The organism is Psychrobacter sp. AOP5-GZ1-6 (assembly GCF_052376345.1).
Lineage (GTDB): Bacteria > Pseudomonadota > Gammaproteobacteria > Pseudomonadales > Moraxellaceae > Psychrobacter.
In genome coordinates this window covers 1-19694 of record NZ_JBQSVP010000037.1, presented here as the reverse complement: position 1 = coordinate 19694, position 19694 = coordinate 1, and the positions used below count along the sequence as shown (strand labels likewise).

Sequence of the window (19694 nt, the reverse complement as noted above, 5' to 3'; positions counted from 1 at the left end):
CTTTTTGGAATGTAATCAAGCAAAGTCAAGAATAGTCATCTAACTGCACCGTCCGACGCCGTACAGGTGTGGCTATTTCAATCTAACGTGCCTAAACAAATGCTAGGCAATAACGTAGATGGACTGAGTTGTTGATTATATAAAATCGTATTGAAAAGAATAATGATTGCCAGAGTCAACTGAAGTCTCAATAAGACCTGACAAATTCACTATAAAAGATAGGCGTTCATGGGAAATTATACAAGTTTGGTGACAGCACTGATAAGTCATGAACCTACCTTGCATCGGTTATACAATCAAAGCTAGGCATCAAAAGTTGAGGCAAATAAGCAGATGAAAATATTAGTAATATTAAGTCATAATCGAATAGGCGTTAATGAGTACGGTACTGCTCAATCAACATTTTGGTTGCAGCATCAGCTGCCACAGGTCTACTCAGCCAATAACCCTGACCTTGTTTACAGCCCATTGATAACAGTACATCACGCTGCTGTTCGGTCTCGATGCCTTCAGCGATGATTTGCATATCAAGCGCCGTACCCAAATCTAGAATGGCTTTTACGATGGCGTATTGAGTTTGATTGTTATCAATATCAGAGATAAAGCTTTTGTCAACTTTAATAAAATCAAATGGATATTCTTGTAGATAGCTCAAGGAGGCATAACCAGTACCAAAGTCATCTAGGGCAAGGTATATCCCCAGTTCTTTGAGTAAACCCAGTTGTTTTTTTACTTTACTATGGCGTTGGATTAGAGAAGATTCAGTTACTTCAATATGTAATTGCGTCGCAGAAATATTATGTTGTATAAGAAGATTGCGTACCATCTTAAAAAAGTTAGGATGGCTAAATTCAGTGGCGTCAGCATTGATGCAGATATGTTGACAAAAACCTTGCTCTTGCCAAATAGACAGTTGCTTGGCGATTTGAACCGCCATTTGTGAGAATAGTTCAAATGATAATTTATGAGTGATAATAGCATCGATGAAATGTATTGGACGCAGTAGTCCGCGAGTCGGATGTTGCCAGCGTACTAAAGCCTCAAAGCCTGTGATAATACCAGTAGCTAACTCAAATTTTGGTTGGTAATAAGGAATAAACTGACCTTCAGCAGCTGCAGTTCTAAGCTCAGATTCTAACTGCCAGTTGCCGATAGTGGCTTCATCAATCGATGTGTCATACCAGCAGATATCTTCTCCACCTTGTTTTTTGACATAATGCAGCGCTTTTTCAGCCTTGGCCAATAATCCAGTCAATTCATCATCATCTTTGGGAAAGTAACTGGCACCAACGGAAATATGGCAGTATATATTTGCCTCTGTTTTGTCTGAGGAGAAAGGGCGTTCACATATTTGCATTAAGCTGTCTAGCTGCTGACGTACTATATTGGCATCAGGGCATTCGAATACCAAGACAAAATCATCACCACCAAAATGGGAAAAACAGGTCAGATAATCCAGTTGAAGGTTTTTAATACGCGTGACAAAGCTTTTTATCAACGTATTAATGCCATCAGGGCCTAGTAGGCTTGCGAGGCTACGATAACGATCAATATTCAAACGTACAATAGCGATTTCTTGGTAAGTATCTAATAATAAATCATTGGTTTTACTCAAAAACACTTTACGGTTGGGTAGGCCTGTGACCTGATTATAATTGAGTAAATGAGCCACTTTTTTTTGATCTTTAATAGCTGCTGACATATCACGAACCATACCTACGTAGTACACAGTCTGCTCGATACATATCTTACGATAAGTCATATGGCAATCAATGACTTGCCCATATCGATTTGCCATTGCAAAGTGTTTTTCATAACAGCCACTACTGTTTAGGTGGCTAGTGATATCCGCTAAAATCGACCCTTCATCTGCTGATAAAAATTTTGCCGCATAAATACCAAGCGGTCGTCCAAGCAAAAAAGACTCATTATAGCCAATCGTCATTTCATAACAGGCATTAACCGATAAATAGCACAAGTTGGCATCTAAAATAAAGATAGCGTCATCAAGTTGCTCGCATAACTGTGCCAGTATTTGCTGTTTATCTGAGACTGGAATGGCAGTGGCATTAGTCATAATTGGACTCATAATGGCAAAATAAAATAATAGGGTGTGTTTGATATTCCCAAATAAGCACTGCTGCTTACTAATACGGCTCCAAGCAAGGCGTAAAATAATGCTAATGCTCGTGCCGTAGCGAACTTTATAACTAATGTGGAGCAGTTTTAGTACCAACTCGTAGAGAAAGCACTCTTTTTACCATTTTATGGTTAGACATAGACACTTAGAATAACTAAATTTACTATTTTTAACGTCAAAGGGTCTAAAAAATAGTCTTCATCAGTGCCATAGCTGCAGTATCAAATATGTCCTAGATAAGTTTACCTGTTTTAGTCGTGCTGAATATTCAACACTATTTAGTATTTGATAATTAATAGCTCAAAGCATGTAAGGTTGCTAATGCAACCACTGGTGCAGTTTCAGTACGCAAAACCCTTTTACCGATTTGCCAAGGTTGAAAACCAATTTCTGCTGCTTTTTGACGTTCATCGTCGCTGAGTCCTCCTTCAGGGCCAATGAGTAGCTCAATATAAGGCGCTGATTGTGCCAGGGTGGCTAACAGTGACTCAGGCATCGCGGGCTGTCCTTTTTTTGGTACGCTCAACTGCATACGTAAGTCGGCTGGCTGCTGTAGTACTTGGTAATAAGAATCTTGACTGAGATCAGCTACTATAGGGCTAACGACGGTGTCTGCTGGGTTGTATAACCAGTCATTAATAGAGATAGGTGACAAAATAAGTGGTGGACGATTGAGTCCGCACTGTTCGCAAGCCGCTATAGCCACTTGCTGCCAATGAGCCAGTTTTTTCCCAACTTGTGCAGGTTTTAGATTGACCTCACCATGATGACTACTTAATAACTGGATAGCAGTGACGCCAAGCTCTGTTGATTTTTGAATCGCATAGTCCATGCGTTCACCGCGACTCATGACCAGACCGATTTTACTAAAAATAGGTGCAGCTTTATCATCAGATAGCTGCATCAATAAGGTAGCCGTCGCTGATTTTTTATTTATATTTTCTAGTTGTACCTGATATTCGCCACCAAAGCCATCAAATAATACACCTTTTTCACCAACATTTGCCCGTAATACGCGGCACCAATGATGCACGATATTCTCTGGTAATTCGATCTCGCTGCCTAAGGGTAAGGTATGTAATTTAGGTAGAGAGAGAATATTATCAGTATTAGTGTTAATGGTATAAAAAAAACGTCTCACAGGTTTTTTATTCCTATAATTAAATTGATATTAGGGCGTGTTGAACATTCAAATATTAGGGCTGCTGATCGCTAAAATTGCACCAAACTAGGCGTAAGCCGACGATAATGTCGAGACCTTAGCTAGGCTTGCAACAACGTTTGGGGTGATTTTAGTATCAGCCCTTTGGGGCAGTACTCTTTTTTGCCAATATATGGCGAAATTGTTTAACCTAGAATGACTAGGCATCAAAAATTTCACTGCATATTGTCTAAAAAATAGTCACTGCCAGCACCACATTTGAATGTTCAACACGCCCTAATTGAATAGAATATCATTTGGTAACGGTAAAGGCATTTTTTTTATGAGGATTTTTCTTAAGAAAGGTAACTATTTTAGAGGTTACGAGATATAGCATTGAATTTTTAATGAAACAATAATCGATAAATTCGATGCATTGTATGAAATATAGGACAGGTATTTGAAAGTCTAACAATAAAAAACTGGCGCTCCAAAGAGCACCAGTCATTAATCAATAAGTTCGAGAAAGGGTTATGCTGTTAATCCTAAGGCTTCAACCAAACGCTTGTTAGGCTCAACCTTATTCATGCTATAAAAATGCATGGCTGGTACTCCCTCGCTAATAAGACGTTCACATAAGCGATAAACGACATCAAAGCCAAAATCACGAATGGCCTTGCGATCATCACCGAAGTCCGTCAACTGCTTACGCACATAACGCGGAATATCAGTACCACAGCTATCAGCAAAACGTAGCAAGTTGCTAGAGTTGGTGATCGGCATGATACCAGCAACCAAGGGCTTAGCAACGGTATCAATACCACGCTTTTCTAACGCATCTCGCAAAAATAAATAGCTATCAGCGTTATAGAAGAATTGCGTAATCGCAGTATCTGCACCCGCTTGGAACTTGTTAACCAAGTTATCGATATCAAAGGCAAAGCTGCGAGCTTGTGGATGCATTTCAGGATAAGCGGCCACCTCGATATGAAAATGATCGCCTGAATGCTCACGAATAAACTTGACTAAGTCTAGTGCAAATGGCAGCTCACCCATACCAACCTGACCTGAGGGTAAGTCGCCACGGAGTGCTACCAAACGATTGATGCCTAAGCCCTTATAAAGCTCTAATAATTCAGCGATTTCACTTTTATCATCACCAATACAAGACATATGCGGCGCAATAGGGGTATCACCGCGAGCACATAATGCTTGCACAATGTCTAAGGTACGGTTACGAGTTGAACCGCCCGCACCATAAGTCACCGAAAAATAGGTAGGTGATAATTTATTCAGCTCATCATAAGTACTGAGCAGTTTTTCGTGTCCTTGCTCAGTTTTAGCCGGAAAAAACTCAAAGGAAAAAGCAGGCTTACTCACAGTCTTGCTCCTTTTAGTATTTATAAGCGTCAGGCTTGAAAGGACCTTCGACAGATACGCCTAAGTACTCTGCTTGCTTTTCAGTGAGCTTAGTTAAAGTACCATTGAAGCCTGCAACCATCGCAGCAGCGACTTCTTCGTCTAGCTTTTTAGGCAGTACTTTTACATATAAGTTGTCAGTACGCTTGTCATCTGGCAAGTCAGCGAATTTTTCTTCGAACAAGTACATTTGAGCCAATACCTGATTAGCAAACGAGCCGTCCATCACGCGTGATGGGTGACCAGTCGCGTTACCTAGGTTTACGAGGCGACCTTCGGCAAGTAAAATCAAATAATCGTTTTCGTCATCTGAGCGGAAGATTTGATGAACTTGTGGTTTGATCTCGACCCAGCGCCAGTTGTCACGCATGAACTGAGTGTCGATTTCGGTGTCAAAGTGACCAATGTTACATACAACAGCGCCAGGCTTAAGGGCTGCTAGCATATGTTTGTCACAAACATGGTAGTTACCAGTAGTGGTAACAATCAAGTCGGTATCTTCAAGCAAGCGGGTGTTGATGTTTTCTGCACCGCCAGTGTTGTCACCATTAATGTAAGGAGATAATACTTCAAAGCCATCCATACAGGCCTGCATGGCACAGATAGGATCAACTTCTGAAACACGTACGATCATGCCTTCTTGGCGTAAGCTTTGTGTAGAGCCTTTACCCACATCGCCATAACCAACAACCAAGGCGCGGCGACCAGCAAGGAACATGTCAGTTGCGCGTTTGATCGCATCATTTAAGCTATGACGACAGCCGTATTTATTGTCATTTTTAGACTTAGTCACGGCATCATTAACGTTGATGGCTGGTACTTTCAGCGTGCCTTTGGCAAGCATCTCAACCAAACGATGTACACCAGTAGTCGTCTCTTCTGAGATACCATGGATGCTATCAAGAAGCTCAGCATAATCATTATGAATCAAAGCAGTCAAATCACCGCCGTCATCCAAGATTAAGTTAGCATCCCAAAGTTGGCCTGATGCTTCGCCGCCAACATGTACTTGCTGACGTAGGCACCATTCATACTCTTCTTCGGTTTCGCCTTTCCAAGCATAAACAGAGATGCCAGCAGCAGCAATAGCAGCAGCAGCATGGTCTTGAGTTGAGAAGATGTTACATGATGTCCAGCGTACTTCAGCACCTAGCGCGACGAGTGTCTCGATAAGTACGGCAGTCTGAATGGTCATGTGGATACAGCCAGCAATTTTAGCGCCTTTAAGCGGCTGGTCTGCTTCGTAGCGACGGCGCAAGCCCATTAGGGCAGGCATTTCGGCTTCGGCAAGGGTGATTTCACGGCGGCCGTAATCAGCAAGGCTGATATCAGCGACTTTATAGTCAGTGAAAGAGGGATCGATCGTATGGGCAGAGGGGGTGTTAGACACTGCGTCCATAATATGCTCCTATCAGTGGTTAATTTATGATAAAAAGAATAAAAACGCAGGTGCCGTTATTTGCGCTGATAATCGCCTTACTTTATATAGTTAAGGACAATCAACAGTTAACCGAGCCTAACATAACCTATGATTTGCATGATTCTAATCTCTTAATGCAATATTTACGGTCATGGCGCAACACCTCTCGGAGGGTGTCATTGTAATAGATGACAGATAAAATGTCACCCACAAAAAAGACCATCAATCGATGGTCTCTTGTAACAATAACTAGATAATTTTAGTACCAGTCGTAGGTTAGAGAGCCGAAATAGCTAGTGCCTTCAGTGGCGTACTCTGTACCGAATTGATTAGATAGGGTATAGTCTTCATCGGTGATATTGTCAACGCGCAAGTTAGCACGAAGATTATTTGTCAGATAAATAGAGCTACTTAAATTTAACAAAGTGTAATCATCTAACTTGGTGGTATTTGCAGCATCAGAGAATCTCTCGTCAGTATATTTAGCTTCAAGCCGCACATCAAAAGCAGGTTGCTGATAACCAACATAGATTAAACCACTATTTTTAGGGCGGTACACAAGCTCGTTGTCATAGTTAGCACTATTAGTCGTTTTGTCTTTAGCTTCCAGATAGTCATAACCCAAACCAAATAAAAACGAATTAACGCTCCAGTCAGAAGTTAAGCTTAAACCTTTGATTTGTGCCTCACTAGTATTAGTAGCGTTATTAATCAAATCATCCACATCAGTATAATAGCCTGTCAGACGTGAGTTCTGATTGCCTTTATTGTACTCTACAAACACTTCCGTATTTTTACTAGTCTCAGGCTTTAAGTCTGGATTGCTATAGCCGGGATAATACAAATCGTTGAAGGTTGGCGCGCGAAACCCTGTGGCATAGCTTGCACCAATGCGTAAACCCTCTAGTGGTCGTATAGCGGCACCTATATTGTAGGTGTTCTCATTACCATACTGCGAGTTGTCATCAACGCGATAATTGGCTTGGAGGTCATAATAATCCTCTGATAATTGATAGCCAACGAAACCACTTTTAACAGTTCTATCTTCAGGGTCATAAGCAGTTAGAGTGGCAGGCGCAGGAAAACCTGAAAAATCTAAAACATCGGAAGCGTCTAACTGTTGTGACAACCACTCTGCACCGATAGTAACGGTACCAGGTTGTGCATTAATACTGGTCTCTGACCGTACCTGTGTTTGGGTGGTATCAAACTGGCTACCATCTTCATAGTTGATAGAGTAAGCATCGTGAGTCGTAGATTTATCGATACTTTGTCCAACACTAAATTTAGTGACGGCTAATGGTGTTTGATATTGAATAAAAGCATTGGCGCTGCCATTTTGTTGATCTGCATAAGCATTTGGAAAAGCATCGCCTGCAGAGTCAATATCTGTTGTAGAGTCAGAATATAAAGCGTTGAGACCAGCACTTAAATTGTCTGAAATCTTATGTTGTAATGCTAGGCTGGCATTGGTAGATTCGAACCCATCATCATCCGCATTGTAATCATAAGAATTAGAGCTAGCAATTGCATTAAAACCGTCTGTTTCGTTGCGACTGACACCTAAGCTCAATGAAGAAGTATCATTTTTTAGTTGTCCTGTTACACCTACTTGGTAATGATCATTACTACCGTACCCGACTGTGGCTGAAACATTAGATTGTTCAATATTATTGCCTTTCGTAAAAATTTGAATGACACCGCCCATGGCATCAGAACCATAGATGCTAGACCCTGATGCGCCATATAAAATTTCTATACGGTCGATTTGATCGGCAGATAATAGATTAAGTGCAGGCGCGCCTGTAGAAATAGAGCTGTAGCGAATACCATCAATGATTACAAGAACTTGCTTGCTGTCATAGCCACGCATATAAAAGTTGCTAACGGTGCCGGTACCGCCACTTTGACTAATATTCATACCAGGCTGATTCTTTAATACATCAGTGACTGTTTGACCCTGATAACGCTGCAACTCTTCGCTATCAATAACCCGTGTTTGGGCAATGATATTACTGGTTTTAGTAGGTGTGCGGGTAGCTGTTACAACGATTTCATCGAGTTCAACTTCTGGTACTTCGTTGTTGCTTACGACAGTAGAATCGGTTGCTGCTGTTGCATTCAAAGAAAATATGCCAAGTGCGCTTAGAATACATAAGCGAAGATAGGCAGTCGAAGAAGATCGTGGTAAAAACATAGTCAATTCCAAAGTAATCATGTTAAAAGTACAGAAATAAAAAATAACCACTGTGACGTTAAAATGGTTAAAAATTACAAAAAGCAATACATGCGCAAAACTATGCTTATTATCTATAAAAATGACCGTTTTATAAACCACTTTAACCTAATGTTTCCTCATTATAAGGTGAATATTATTCATGATTAGTTGTGAATAATTCATTATATGGCTTAAAGGGGAAAAGCTTGGATAAAGGTTATGCTACAAAACTGATAGCAGTTACTGACATAACTGGCTAAAAAATGCGTAATCAAAAGCACTGCTGTTATAAATAGTTGCTATCATAGTCAGAAATCTATTGTTTTCCGTTGTACTACCCATAAAGTTAAGAGGTTTGTTTTGTCTATCAAGTATCGTCTGATTCCCAGCACTGAGTTATCTTCACCATACTCTATGATTAAAATACCATTACTCGCGATGGTGTTTTTACTTGCGCTGCTGTTGAGTTTGTTATGGCCAACTCATACCTTTGCAGCTGAGGCTAGTACACTTGGTGTGAGTGAAAGCAGTAGTGAAGAGTCAGTAGAATCATTACGCCCGGACTCATTTGGGCGAGATACACCAAGGCATACAGTACAAGGGTTTATCAGTGCGCTAGGCGAAGATGACTATCTGCTGGCGAGTAACTATCTAAATTTATCGAAATCCGATAACCCAACCACCATCGTACGGCAGTTCAAGCAAGCACTGGATGCAGGTGGCCGTTTTCAACCAGATTTGCAGCTTAGTAATGAGCCTGAGGGTAATCTAACCGACCAGTTGCCACCACAGCAAGAAAATGTAGGCGTGATTAGCATTGGTGACAAAGACGTGTCACTGATACTTGAAAGGGCTCAGTCTGAACGAGGCGAAAAATATTGGCAGTTTTCAAGCGATACGCTCAGCTCAATACCAGAAGTAATAGCAAACACTGAACCAACTTTGGTATCTCGTTATACTATTGACTCATTAGAAGGTAAAAATCTTTTCGGCTATCAGCTCGCTGATTTAGTCGCTGCACTTACCATGGTTGTTGGTAGCTTTATCTTGACTTATATCATGGTTTGGCTGCTATATCATTTATTAAAAATCACGTATCCGCGTGTACGTGGGGTACCATTACCATTACCTAATAAAGTGATATTGCCCCTCTCTGTCGTGATTATGGCGCTAATCTTGTCTGAGGTGATGGTGTATGCTGGCGTATCGGTGACGCTGCGTGAGCCAGTCAATCGATTTACAGAAATTGCTTCGTGGGTAGCAGTAACGTGGTTATTGCTACGAGTGATAGATGCAGTATTTACGCGTGCGGTGAATCTAAGTTATAAGAAAAACTATACTGAGCGAGTCTCAATCTTAGGACTGCTGCGCAAAGTGGTCAAAGCGTTACTGCTGATATTTGCTGTGATTGTCATCTTCGGAAATTTAGGTTTTGACTTGACCACAGGTATTGCCGCATTAGGTGTCGGTGGTTTGGCATTAGCACTGGGTACGCAAAAGACTATTGAAAACCTTGTCGGTAGTGTCGTCGTCGTGGCAGATTCACCAGTACGTATTGGTGATTATTGTAAATTTGGCACTTATGAAGGTACGGTCATCGATATCGGTATTCGTTCATCGCGTGTACGGACATTGACGCGTACGATTGTGACGGTACCGAACGGTGACTTTTCATCTATGCAGATTGAAAATTTCACCTCTCGTGATATGTTTCGTTTTTTCCATCATTTGTATCTTAAGCGTACCGCCGATCTTGATGTGATTTTCAAAATGGTAAATGACTTAGACGAATTTATAAAAGAGCATGAGTTGACCAATCAAGAGTGGAATCAGGTCAATATCTTAGAGCTGCGTCAAGATTGCTATGTCATCCAGTTACAGGCTTATGTTAATGCTGTCGATATCATTGAATTCTATGACAAACAAAACAGTTTATTTGTCGATGTATTAAAAAAGGTCTCGGAATATAAAGTGGAACATGCGTTGCCGACTCAGCAGCTTATCGTCAATCAAGCTGAGCTAGAGCATCATAGCGCAAACGATATTGATCCCAATGACAGAGAAAATGAAGCAATGGAGTCGATAGAAACCACGTCAAAAGAAAGTACGTCAAAAGAAAGCACGTCAAAAGAAAATGCCTCAAATACTGACTCTATTGATGATAATGGTAGCGATGAAAACTTTGGTATAGATTTAAATAAAGGTGATGCCAATAGCAATGACACCGCTCATCAACATAAGAATGAGTCAGTAAAAAGAAAAAAATATGATCCAATAAAAGCATTGAAACATGAGGTTAGGGTACTAAAAAAACGTAGGTTTAAGCATATAAGCAAAAAATCTGGGTTTTCTATATGGAACCAGCCTTAACGTTGAAGATCAAATAAGCACTGACTTATAAAAGCACTGACTTATGAAGACAATAGGTTATAAAGGCACAGCCGTTTTATTACGCAATAAACCATAGTATGACCATAACAATAGACTTGCAGCACTACGATGCGGTGACCAATTTTGGGTCAGATTCTTTAGTTGTTTTGGCGTTGTCTTTTCTGGTAAATCCAACAATTGCAGCGCCGCTACTTTAATGGCTAAGTCATCAACAGCAAGGACGTCGGCACGTTTTAGAGAAAACATTAAATACATCTCAGCGGTCCACTGTCCAATACCAACCACGGCAGTTAAGGTTTTTATCACCTCTAAATCTGGCATGATCTCTAGCGCCGCAAAGTCTATGTCGTTTTCTACTAACGATCTTATATATCGAGTCTTTTGCTTAGACAGTCCGTGTGCTCGCAAAGTCTCGTCCGAGGTTTCACTAATCGCTTTAGGTGTCGTCAAACCTGAATCAACCAGACGCTGCCAAATACTGGCCGCTGCTGCTACAGAGAGCTGTTGACCGACCATAGCTCTCATCAGTGCCTCAAACCCACCTGTATTATGTCTGAGATCAGGCAGTCCAGTTTGTTTGTAGACAGGCGCAAATCGTGGCTCGATAGCAATTAGCGCTGTAATATGTTCATTTAGCGCTTCAATGTTTTCAACAGTTTGGATGCTCATAATGAGTTCGCTTGAATAAAAGTTTGTATGAAAATAGAGTGGGTATCTATCGCTTAGTATCAAAAGTAGATAGGCTTTATCCTTATAAAAAAGGACTGCCAATTGCAGCCCTTTTATTTTAATACTGAACGAAAGCTACCTACTGCTCACCATCAACTTTAGACTTTTTCAATAGTACCAATACCGCACCATTACCACCATCTTTTGGCGGAGCAGAGCAAAAAGCCAATACCTCTGGTAATTGACGCAACCAACCATTCACGCAAGTTTTTAGGATGGCCTCAGAGCCTTTACCATGGACAATTTTTACCATTGTCTCATTCTTTTGCTTTGCTTGGCTCAATAATTGAGTCACAGCCTCGCGTGCCTCTTCAATAGTACAGCCATGAATATCTACAGCATCGTACCAGCGCAATTTTCCTTGCTTGAGTTGGGTAAATACTTTGTTTTGTAGCGTTGGTTGTTTATAAGACAAGACCGCTTCCGCTGCCACAGGATTCAGTAGGGCTTGCATATCTGATAAGCCAGCACCCAAGTTATTCGCTTCGCTACCTTGAGCGGCCGCACGTTTAGACAATGTCGTCGCATCGGGTTTTCCGGCTTTGCTAGCATTGGCAGGTGAGCGGACATTTTTGTCTTCAAGCTGATTGACGCCATGCATGGCTTGCATAAATAGCACTTTGTCATCGTCAATATGTTCGCTATCCATTTGCTTGACTGTCTTATTTACTTGTTTTTGCGTGGGCAATGACACAGGTTCAGTTGGTTTTTGGTTCTCACCTTCAGGTGAGTTGGTATCACGACCTTTGCTCAATTGGCCTTTTAGCTCTTTGAGCTGGTCTTGCATTTCTTTTGAAAAAAGAGAATTTGACATAAAATTTAACGTATCGTTGGTTGATGAATGAATGGTTTATTTGTTAGCCATTTAAAAGCTATATTATCTCAAATAAAGCTACTTAAGTTACTTTACTCGTCTGCTGCGACGCCCGCAAGTAAGGATTGTAACGCCTGTCCAGGATAATCGGTTTTCATAAACTGCTCACCGATTAAAAAATGCTGAATGTCATTGCCCAACATCAAACGAATGTCATCACTGTTATGGATGCCACTCTCAGTGACAACGAGCGGTTTAAGAGCTATATCGTCTACGGCTAATGCTTCGATCAATATGTTTTTTAGATCTAGTGTGGTTTGTAAATCGACATCAAACGTATTTAAGTCGCGATTATTAATACCATAAATATTGTGCGCTGAGCGCGGTAATGTCAGTGCGCGATCAAGCTCAGATTTGGTATGTATTTCTATCAATATATCCATGCCTAACTCAATACTTAGTGCATGTAGCTCGTGTAATAGGGTGTCATCAAGGCAAGCCATGATCAGTAATATGCAGTCGGCACCCAGTAAATAAGACTGATAAATTTGATACACATCAACCATAAAATCTTTACGTAATATCGGTAGGCTTGTGGCATTAGCGGCTTGAAGAAGGTAGCTGTCATCGCCTTGAAAGTAATCACGGTCGGTCAGTACTGATAAACAGCTGGCACCAGCTTGCTCATACTGCTTGGCAAACGTGGTTGGGTCAAAATTATGATTGATGATGCCTTTAGACGGTGAGGCTTTTTTAATCTCAGCAATGATACCAATGTCAGCTTTACGTAAAGCGGTAGCGAAGCCTCGGCGTGGTTTGCTATCAGCTGCGACTTGCGTTTGTAATGTGTCAAGCGGTAAGGCCTCACGCGCCGCTTTTACCTCAATGTGTTTGGTGGCAACAATGCGCTGCAATACTGAAGGTATTTCTGAATGAGTGGTGGTCATGCGGGTATCCGAATATCGTTAAATGTAAATATAGTCAAAGAATTACTAGACGGCTACGGCGTTACCCTTCTTAGATGTACGACTGGTACAATCTGCAGTCGGCTGCCTTGTATCCGTTTTAGACTTCTTTGACTATAGACAGTGGTGGCAAATTTTGCACCATATGAGTGCTTATAAGTTAACCCTGAGCCACTAATTGCTGTGTATATTTGGCCAAAGATTCAAGCTTGATCAGCGCATCGCCATTTTGAATGACTTGCTGCGCTCTGCTAACGCCATTAGCATAGTTGCTGGCAAGTCCTGCTGTATATATTGCCGCACCTGCATTCAACGCAATCATGTCACGCGCTTTAAGTATAGAGCGGTCATGAGTGTCGATTCCAGATAGCGCAGCACGGATTAATTCAAGACTTTGCGCTGGAGAAGTTACATCAAGACCAATTAGGGTCTGTGATTCAATACCAGCATCTTCGGGCATCATCTCATATACTGATATATCACCATCTTTGAGCTCAGCAACGGTAGTAGAGGTTGCAAGACTGATTTCATCTAAGCCATCTTTTGCACCCACGACCATCACATGACGTGCGCCTAAATTTTTCATAACTTTAGCGATAGGTTCACACAGTTGATCGGTAAAAACACCAATCACCAGATTGGGCGTGCCAGCAGGGTTAGTTAATGGTCCTAAAATATTAAAAATTGTCCGTGTTTTCAATTCACGGCGGACGGGTATGGCATAGCGCATGGCACTGTGATGATTGGGTGCAAACAAAAAACCGATACCTTGATTTTCGATACAGTTTTTTGCTTGTTCAGGGTTCAGCGCCAAACTAATACCCGCTTGTTCGAGTAAGTCGGAGCTACCCGATTTGCTAGACACACCGCGGTTACCGTGTTTGGCAACTTGCGCGCCAGCGGCTGATGCCACAAGAGCAGAGGCGGTAGAAACATTGAATAGATTGGCACCATCACCACCAGTACCGACGATATCGACCAGATAATCACAACCTTTTGGCTCAATATTGGCAGCCAATGCTCGCATGGCGCTAGCGGAGGCGGTAATCTCATCTATGGATTCACCTTTCATGCGTAAGCCAGCCAAAATAGCGCCCATCATGGCATCACTACATCGTCCTTGCATGATGATTAGCATTACTTGATACATCTCATCGAAGGTCAAATCAATGTGCTGAAAAACTCTTTCTAAAGATGCCGTTAATAACTTATGAATATCAGAATCAGGCAATTGAGCAATATGATCTGGCGTCATTTTATCCTCTATCTTTATCGTGCTCATGGTGTTCTCTCTTACTATTTTTATAAGTTTGTTTCAAATTTATCGTTCTAAATGCTGTTGATGCATTTTTTAATGATGCTTAGCCGACTTGTGGTAATTCACTGTTGGGTAATACAGACAAACTATGAGCCAGTAAAAAATTATTGAGCAGCTGATAACCAGCTTCGCTCAAGATAGACTCAGGATGGAATTGCACTCCTTCAATAGCCAAGGTTTTATGACGGATACCCATGATTTCTTCAATACTACCGTCAGCATACTGTGTCCAAGCTGTCATCTCTAGACAGTCGGGCAGACTGGTTTTGTCAATCACGAGGGAATGGTAGCGTGTGGCTTGAGAAGGGTTGGGTAGACCTGAGAATATACCTTTACTATTGTGATAAATATCAGATAAGCGCCCATGCATTACTTCACCAGCTTTGACCACTTGACCACCGAATGCTTGGCCAATGGCCTGATGGCCCAAACAAATACCCAATATCGGTATGACACCCTTGAATGTTTCGATAACCTCTAAAGAGATACCAGCGCGGTCTGGATCACAGGGGCCAGGGCCGATGACAATTACGTCTGGTGCAAGGGTTTGAATTTGTTCAATAGTGGCCTGATCGTTACGCCAGACGGTGATGTCCTGCTGTAATTCACCGAAGTACTGTACGATATTGTACGTAAAGCTGTCGTAATTATCGATCATCAAAATCATTAGGTCTTCAACTTATGGATATGATTGTATTGTTAGGGCTTATATCTATCTATTTTACTTTTTGACTTATGTACTTAATAAGGCGTGGTTATCTTAACATTATTTTAAGGTCTATCAAATGTAGGGTACAGGTTATCCGAGTAAGTAATCAGTAAAATATTTACTCGGATAATATATGTGATGAATCATTAGTTTGTTATCAGCTGAGCAAATACAATAATTATAATTGCACTAAAACGATGCTTTTTACATGATTGGCTTGATTTATTATGCACCAAATTGATGCATATGTATCATCTAATTGGCACTCCTATAAGAAGTTGATAGTGTAGTAGGCTAAAAAATAAATATCATGATTTAATATTTCTGCTATAGATGTTTGTAATTATTGATAATAAAACAACGTTTCAAGTACTTTGATGCTATGACTTATTTAAGTTGGCATAGCCTTTGCACTAACAATGTCATAACTATTTTTAGCAAAAAATGCTTTAAAAATATTTGTTAACAAATGCCCGAAGCGCTTACTATTATCGTTCGTATGTTGTTAGAATAAAGTGAGAGTGGCAAGCACAAACTTGATATTAGAAGGATGTCTTGACTAAAGACATTGACAGTGCTGATAATAAGCATAATATTGAAAGCGCGCTTTAGTTTGAATTACGCAGCTAATATTAATATTCTTGAACCAAAAAATTAAACAAATAACTTTACATCGCAATAACGTGATCAACACAACGGAGATTATTTATGTCGAACAAATTACTAGATCTTATCAAATCAACAAATGCCAAATGGGTTGACTTTCGTTTTACCGATACCCGTGGTAAAGAGCAACATATCAGTTTCCCTGCGCATACCATCGACGAAGATGTTATGGAAGATGGCAAAATGTTTGATGGCTCATCAATTGCTGGTTGGAAAGGTATTGAAGCGTCAGATATGATCTTACGTCCAGATGCAGAGACAGCCTTTGTCGACCCGTTCTTTGATTCAGTAACTGTTGTGGTTACTTGTGACATTATCGAGCCATCAACGCTACAAGGCTACGATCGTGACCCACGTTCTATCGCACGCCGCGCTGAAGAGTACTTAAAGTCTACTGGTATTGGTGATACTGCTTATTTTGGTCCTGAGCCGGAATTCTTTGTATTTGATGATGTGAAGTGGTCAGTTGATATGTCTGGTGTTAGCCATAAAATCACTGCTGAAGAAGCAGCATGGTCGACAGGCGAGACTTATGAGTGGGGCAACATGGCGCATCGTCCACGCGTGAAAGGTGGTTATTTCCCAGTACCGCCTGTTGATAGCTCACAAGATATGCGTTCAGTGATGTGTGAACGCATTGAAGAGATTGTTGGCGAAGGTAGTGTTGAAGTACATCATCACGAAGTTGCTTCTTGCCAGTCTGAAATCGGTGTTGCATTTAACACCATGGTACGTAAGGCAGATGAAGTTCAACAGTTAAAATATGTGGTTCATAACGTTGCGCATCAGTTTGGTAAAACGGCTACATTTATGCCTAAGCCAATCGTTGGTGACAATGGTTCAGGTATGCACGTACATATGTCTATCGCGAAAGATGGCGTAAACACGTTCTCAGGTGATGAGTATGCTGGTTTGTCTGAAACAGCGTTGTTCTTCGTTGGTGGTATCATCAAGCATGCTCGTGCTTTGAACGCGATTACCAATCCATCAACCAACAGTTATAAGCGTTTAGTGCCACATTACGAAGCGCCTATTAAGCTTGCTTATTCAGCGTCTAACCGCTCAGCATCTATCCGTGTTCCACATGTAAGCAGCCCTAAAGCAGTGCGTGTTGAAGCACGTTTCCCTGATCCAACAGCGAACCCTTACTTAGCATTTGCTGCATTGTTGATGGCTGGCCTTGACGGTATCCAAAACAAAATGCATCCAGGTGAAGCTGCTGACAAAAACTTGTATGACTTGCCACCAGAAGAAGAAGCACAAATCCCAACGGTTGCAGAGAGCTTAGATGTTGCTCTACAAGCATTGAAAGATGACAACGAGTTCTTATTAAAAGGCGACGTGTTTACCAAAGATATGCTAGAGGCGTTTATTGCTTTGAAAGAAGAAGAAGTACAACGTCTGAACGTGACTGTACATCCAGTTGAGTTCGATATGTACTATAGCTGCTAATTAGTCGCTACAGCACTCAGTTATTTTGAGTCATAAAAACCAGCTAAGGTTAACTTAGCTGGTTTTTTTTATGGAATTTAAACTAGGGCGTGTCTTTAATTCACTCGATAGTCATCTAAATGGGCTAAAAATGGCTAAATCTTGCCAAACATTATCAAATAGCTGGTTAATATCCCGATATTATCTGCGCTATTTTCCTTGTTTGACGGCAATTTATCTCATTTTTATCACCATTTTTGAAATGAAGACACGCCCTAATAATTATCTTAAAATGAAGACACGCCCTAGTGTTTTTCACTTAAAAATCCCCCATAATGGTACTATTATATTTGTTAAATACGCGCACTTATTAGGTTGACTGACTATGCACTCACTCTCAAAAAATCTCCGTTTGATTCAGACTGCCATGACCATACGCAGTCATACAAAAAATAAGATGTTATTCACAGGCTTGCTCGTCTTCACAGCCAGTCTCTACGCCCCTTTGGCAAATGCTGCTTCTATTTATAAAGTCGTTGATGAAAAGACGGGTCAAGTTACCTTTACCGACCGTCCACAGAATTATGAGCAGCAAGCAGATAAGCAAGTTACTCAGACCAGTGTGATGACTAGAAGTGATACGCTTAATTCAAATAACAATGGCAATGCAAGTGAACAGTCTGGCAGTAGTGCACAAGCTGCCAGCGCAGAGACGACTGGTACATCTGATAGGGACAATAATAGTTCGACCGTCAGTTATCAGCTGACAATCACCAATCCAAGCGAAGAGCGTGCTTATCGTCGTCCTGCACAAAATATCGATGTAAGTGTACAAGTAGAGCCATCCTTACAAGCGGGCGATAGCGTAAGTATTTACTTGGATGGTAATGAGGTGGCACAGGGTTTAAGTGCTTCCATTTCAACGGTAGATCTTTTACCAGGTGCGCATAGTATTACGGCAGTTGTGACCAATAAGGCAGGTGGCAAGCTCCAGCAGGTTGCGCGTACCATTTATGTGATTCAGAACAACACAACATTGCAAGATAATAAAAGAAAAGCAGAGCAGCTGTTGGCTTATCAAAACCTATCGTTATACCAAAAACTATTATTAAAGTTAGGTAAAAGTGATTAGAGCTTGTCTTATTGATCAATAACGACGGCATAAACAACAGCGCAAAGAAAAAGGCAGGCACCATAATGGTGCTTACCTTTTTAGTATGAAGAGCTCAATTTATGAACGAACCTAACCACTGGTATAAGTTGATTTATTTAGTCAGCTCAATCGTACCATTTGCCGTTACTGAGACAGTACTGTTACCAGACTCAAAGCTTTGGCTAGGAACTGATCCACTCTCAGAGCTTGCTTTCATACTCATGCTGCTGTACATAGGGCGAGGGGAGTTACCGCCTGTGTTGAGATTGACATTAATCACACGATAACCACGAGCACCCCATGCGCTAGTTAGATTTTTAGCTTGCTGCTGAAAAGCGCGAGAAGCGTTGGTCATGAGTTTTTGTTCTAGTGCATCTTTCTTACTCTCTGAAACCCCAAAGTTTAGATTCTCCATCACTAGCGTCTCTTGCAAATCAGCGATGAGCTGACTGGTTGCGGCAAAGTCAGTACTCTTCAAATCTATATTGGCTTGTCCTGTCCAACCAATAATTTTATTGTCTTTGTCATAGCGAGGATAGGTACGCTGCTGCCCTGTGCTTACAGTCACACTAGGGTAGCGCTTAGCGATTTTCATCGCGTTATTGATGGATGTGTTGAGCATCGTTGCCAATGCTTTTGAATCTGTTGCTTGTGCTTTTTTATATAAGCTGGCTCGCACTTCATCATTTTGAATCTCTTCTTTTACTTCTGTTTGAAACGTTAGCTGATCGTAACCTGTTGGCTCTGCATGCGCACTGCCCATCATGGCTGTTAGTAACAAGGCTGTGCCAGTCGTTAAGGCTGTTTTGTTTAGTAACGTGGTTTTCATTATTGTCTCCTAAATTAGTTCTAATGATGCATACACAAATATGTTAAGAATCTGGTTACGCACAAGAAGCCATTCCTTGTATATATCAAAGAAAGGTTGGTATGGGTATAACTTTATACATTAAAATAGCAAATACTGAGTGAGTTGATGTGAGAATTTTGTGACCTTTGTGACCTTTGTGACCTTTGTGACCTTTGTGACCTATGTGACTTACGTGACAGCGAAAAGCATAGCCATCGCTTGTTTTTGATAACTGTATAGGGTGTTTGTGACTATTATGAATAGGCAGGATTGTTTAAAGGTCGGTGTTCATTGGTCCATTGTTTGGGAAAGCTTCCATATAAACGTTTA

The 19694-nt window shown here is 41.1% G+C and carries 14 protein-coding genes; 3 read left to right on the top strand and 11 right to left on the bottom strand.

All coding sequences use genetic code 11. The annotated features are described in order from the left end of the window. Positions 1-373: 373 nt before the first annotated feature. The 5 genes from ACT3RN_RS06995 to ACT3RN_RS06975 all read right to left on the bottom strand — a co-directional run bounded on the left by ACT3RN_RS06995 (position 374) and on the right by ACT3RN_RS06975 (position 8317). On the bottom strand, positions 374-2077 hold the full coding sequence (locus tag ACT3RN_RS06995; protein WP_442074758.1) for a putative bifunctional diguanylate cyclase/phosphodiesterase: 1704 nt from the start codon (positions 2075-2077) through the stop codon (positions 374-376). A 355-nt stretch (positions 2078-2432) separates the two neighbouring features. Further along, complete coding sequence (locus ACT3RN_RS06990) at positions 2433-3281, bottom strand: 16S rRNA (uracil(1498)-N(3))-methyltransferase (protein ID WP_192520021.1); 849 nt, start codon at positions 3279-3281, stop codon at positions 2433-2435. A gap of 531 nt (positions 3282-3812) precedes the next feature. Then, complete coding sequence (locus ACT3RN_RS06985; protein WP_192519958.1) at positions 3813-4661, bottom strand: methylenetetrahydrofolate reductase; 849 nt, start codon at positions 4659-4661, stop codon at positions 3813-3815. A gap of 13 nt (positions 4662-4674) precedes the next feature. Further along, on the bottom strand, positions 4675-6099 hold the full coding sequence (gene ahcY, locus ACT3RN_RS06980) for an adenosylhomocysteinase (protein WP_192519957.1): 1425 nt from the start codon (positions 6097-6099) through the stop codon (positions 4675-4677). 280 nt (positions 6100-6379) lie between these two features. Beyond that, entirely contained in the window at positions 6380-8317 is a 1938-nt protein-coding gene (locus ACT3RN_RS06975; RefSeq protein ID WP_192519956.1) for a TonB-dependent receptor plug domain-containing protein, read from the bottom strand. 435 nt (positions 8318-8752) lie between these two features. Between ACT3RN_RS06975 and ACT3RN_RS06970 the strand changes: the two genes are divergently transcribed. Continuing rightward, the gene (locus tag ACT3RN_RS06970) at positions 8753-10708 is read left to right on the top strand and encodes a mechanosensitive ion channel family protein (RefSeq protein WP_192519959.1); all 1956 of its coding nucleotides are present in this window, start codon (positions 8753-8755) and stop codon (positions 10706-10708) included. A 57-nt stretch (positions 10709-10765) separates the two neighbouring features. Here the strand turns inward: ACT3RN_RS06970 and ACT3RN_RS06965 are convergent, their stop codons facing one another. The 5 genes from ACT3RN_RS06965 to ACT3RN_RS06945 form a co-directional block, all read right to left on the bottom strand. Beyond that, a complete protein-coding gene (locus ACT3RN_RS06965; protein ID WP_192519955.1) occupies positions 10766-11398 on the bottom strand; it encodes a DNA-3-methyladenine glycosylase family protein in 633 nt (210 codons plus the stop codon). A 139-nt stretch (positions 11399-11537) separates the two neighbouring features. Next, positions 11538-12272 (bottom strand): Smr/MutS family protein, encoded by a 735-nt coding sequence (locus ACT3RN_RS06960; RefSeq protein WP_192519954.1) that lies wholly within the window; start codon positions 12270-12272, stop codon positions 11538-11540. A gap of 92 nt (positions 12273-12364) precedes the next feature. Then, the gene (gene trpC / locus ACT3RN_RS06955) at positions 12365-13219 is read right to left on the bottom strand and encodes an indole-3-glycerol phosphate synthase TrpC (RefSeq protein ID WP_192519953.1); all 855 of its coding nucleotides are present in this window, start codon (positions 13217-13219) and stop codon (positions 12365-12367) included. Between the two features lie 178 nt (positions 13220-13397). Further along, positions 13398-14519: an anthranilate phosphoribosyltransferase gene (trpD, locus tag ACT3RN_RS06950; protein WP_192519952.1), complete on the bottom strand. Its 1122-nt coding sequence runs from the start codon at positions 14517-14519 to the stop codon at positions 13398-13400. Positions 14520-14598: 79 nt separating this feature from the next. Continuing rightward, positions 14599-15222 (bottom strand): anthranilate synthase component II, encoded by a 624-nt coding sequence (locus ACT3RN_RS06945; protein WP_192519951.1) that lies wholly within the window; start codon positions 15220-15222, stop codon positions 14599-14601. A 750-nt stretch (positions 15223-15972) separates the two neighbouring features. Between ACT3RN_RS06945 and glnA the strand changes: the two genes are divergently transcribed. Next, complete coding sequence (gene glnA, locus ACT3RN_RS06940; RefSeq protein WP_192520688.1) at positions 15973-17382, top strand: type I glutamate--ammonia ligase; 1410 nt, start codon at positions 15973-15975, stop codon at positions 17380-17382. A gap of 364 nt (positions 17383-17746) precedes the next feature. After that, entirely contained in the window at positions 17747-18493 is a 747-nt protein-coding gene (locus ACT3RN_RS06935; protein ID WP_225739333.1) for a DUF4124 domain-containing protein, read from the top strand. A 133-nt stretch (positions 18494-18626) separates the two neighbouring features. Here ACT3RN_RS06935 and ACT3RN_RS06930 read toward each other — a convergent pair whose 3' ends face one another. After that, the gene (locus ACT3RN_RS06930) at positions 18627-19343 is read right to left on the bottom strand and encodes an SIMPL domain-containing protein (RefSeq protein WP_192520687.1); all 717 of its coding nucleotides are present in this window, start codon (positions 19341-19343) and stop codon (positions 18627-18629) included. Positions 19344-19694: the final 351 nt, after the last annotated feature.

Excerpts from the sequence above, each read along its gene's own strand:
- ACT3RN_RS06995 (WP_442074758.1), bottom strand. The coding sequence starts at position 2,077 with ATGACTAATGCCACTGCCATTCCAGTCTCAGATAAACAGCAAATACTG.
- ahcY (WP_192519957.1), bottom strand. The coding sequence starts at position 6,099 with ATGGACGCAGTGTCTAACACCCCCTCTGCCCATACGATCGATCCCTCT.
- ACT3RN_RS06975 (WP_192519956.1), bottom strand. The coding sequence starts at position 8,317 with ATGTTTTTACCACGATCTTCTTCGACTGCCTATCTTCGCTTATGTATT.
- ACT3RN_RS06970 (WP_192519959.1), top strand. The coding sequence starts at position 8,753 with ATGATTAAAATACCATTACTCGCGATGGTGTTTTTACTTGCGCTGCTG.
- ACT3RN_RS06965 (WP_192519955.1), bottom strand. The coding sequence starts at position 11,398 with ATGAGCATCCAAACTGTTGAAAACATTGAAGCGCTAAATGAACATATT.
- ACT3RN_RS06960 (WP_192519954.1), bottom strand. The coding sequence starts at position 12,272 with ATGTCAAATTCTCTTTTTTCAAAAGAAATGCAAGACCAGCTCAAAGAG.
- trpC (WP_192519953.1), bottom strand. The coding sequence starts at position 13,219 with ATGACCACCACTCATTCAGAAATACCTTCAGTATTGCAGCGCATTGTT.
- trpD (WP_192519952.1), bottom strand. The coding sequence starts at position 14,519 with ATGAGCACGATAAAGATAGAGGATAAAATGACGCCAGATCATATTGCT.
- ACT3RN_RS06945 (WP_192519951.1), bottom strand. The coding sequence starts at position 15,222 with ATGATTTTGATGATCGATAATTACGACAGCTTTACGTACAATATCGTA.
- glnA (WP_192520688.1), top strand. The coding sequence starts at position 15,973 with ATGTCGAACAAATTACTAGATCTTATCAAATCAACAAATGCCAAATGG.
- ACT3RN_RS06935 (WP_225739333.1), top strand. The coding sequence starts at position 17,747 with ATGCACTCACTCTCAAAAAATCTCCGTTTGATTCAGACTGCCATGACC.
- ACT3RN_RS06930 (WP_192520687.1), bottom strand. The coding sequence starts at position 19,343 with ATGAAAACCACGTTACTAAACAAAACAGCCTTAACGACTGGCACAGCC.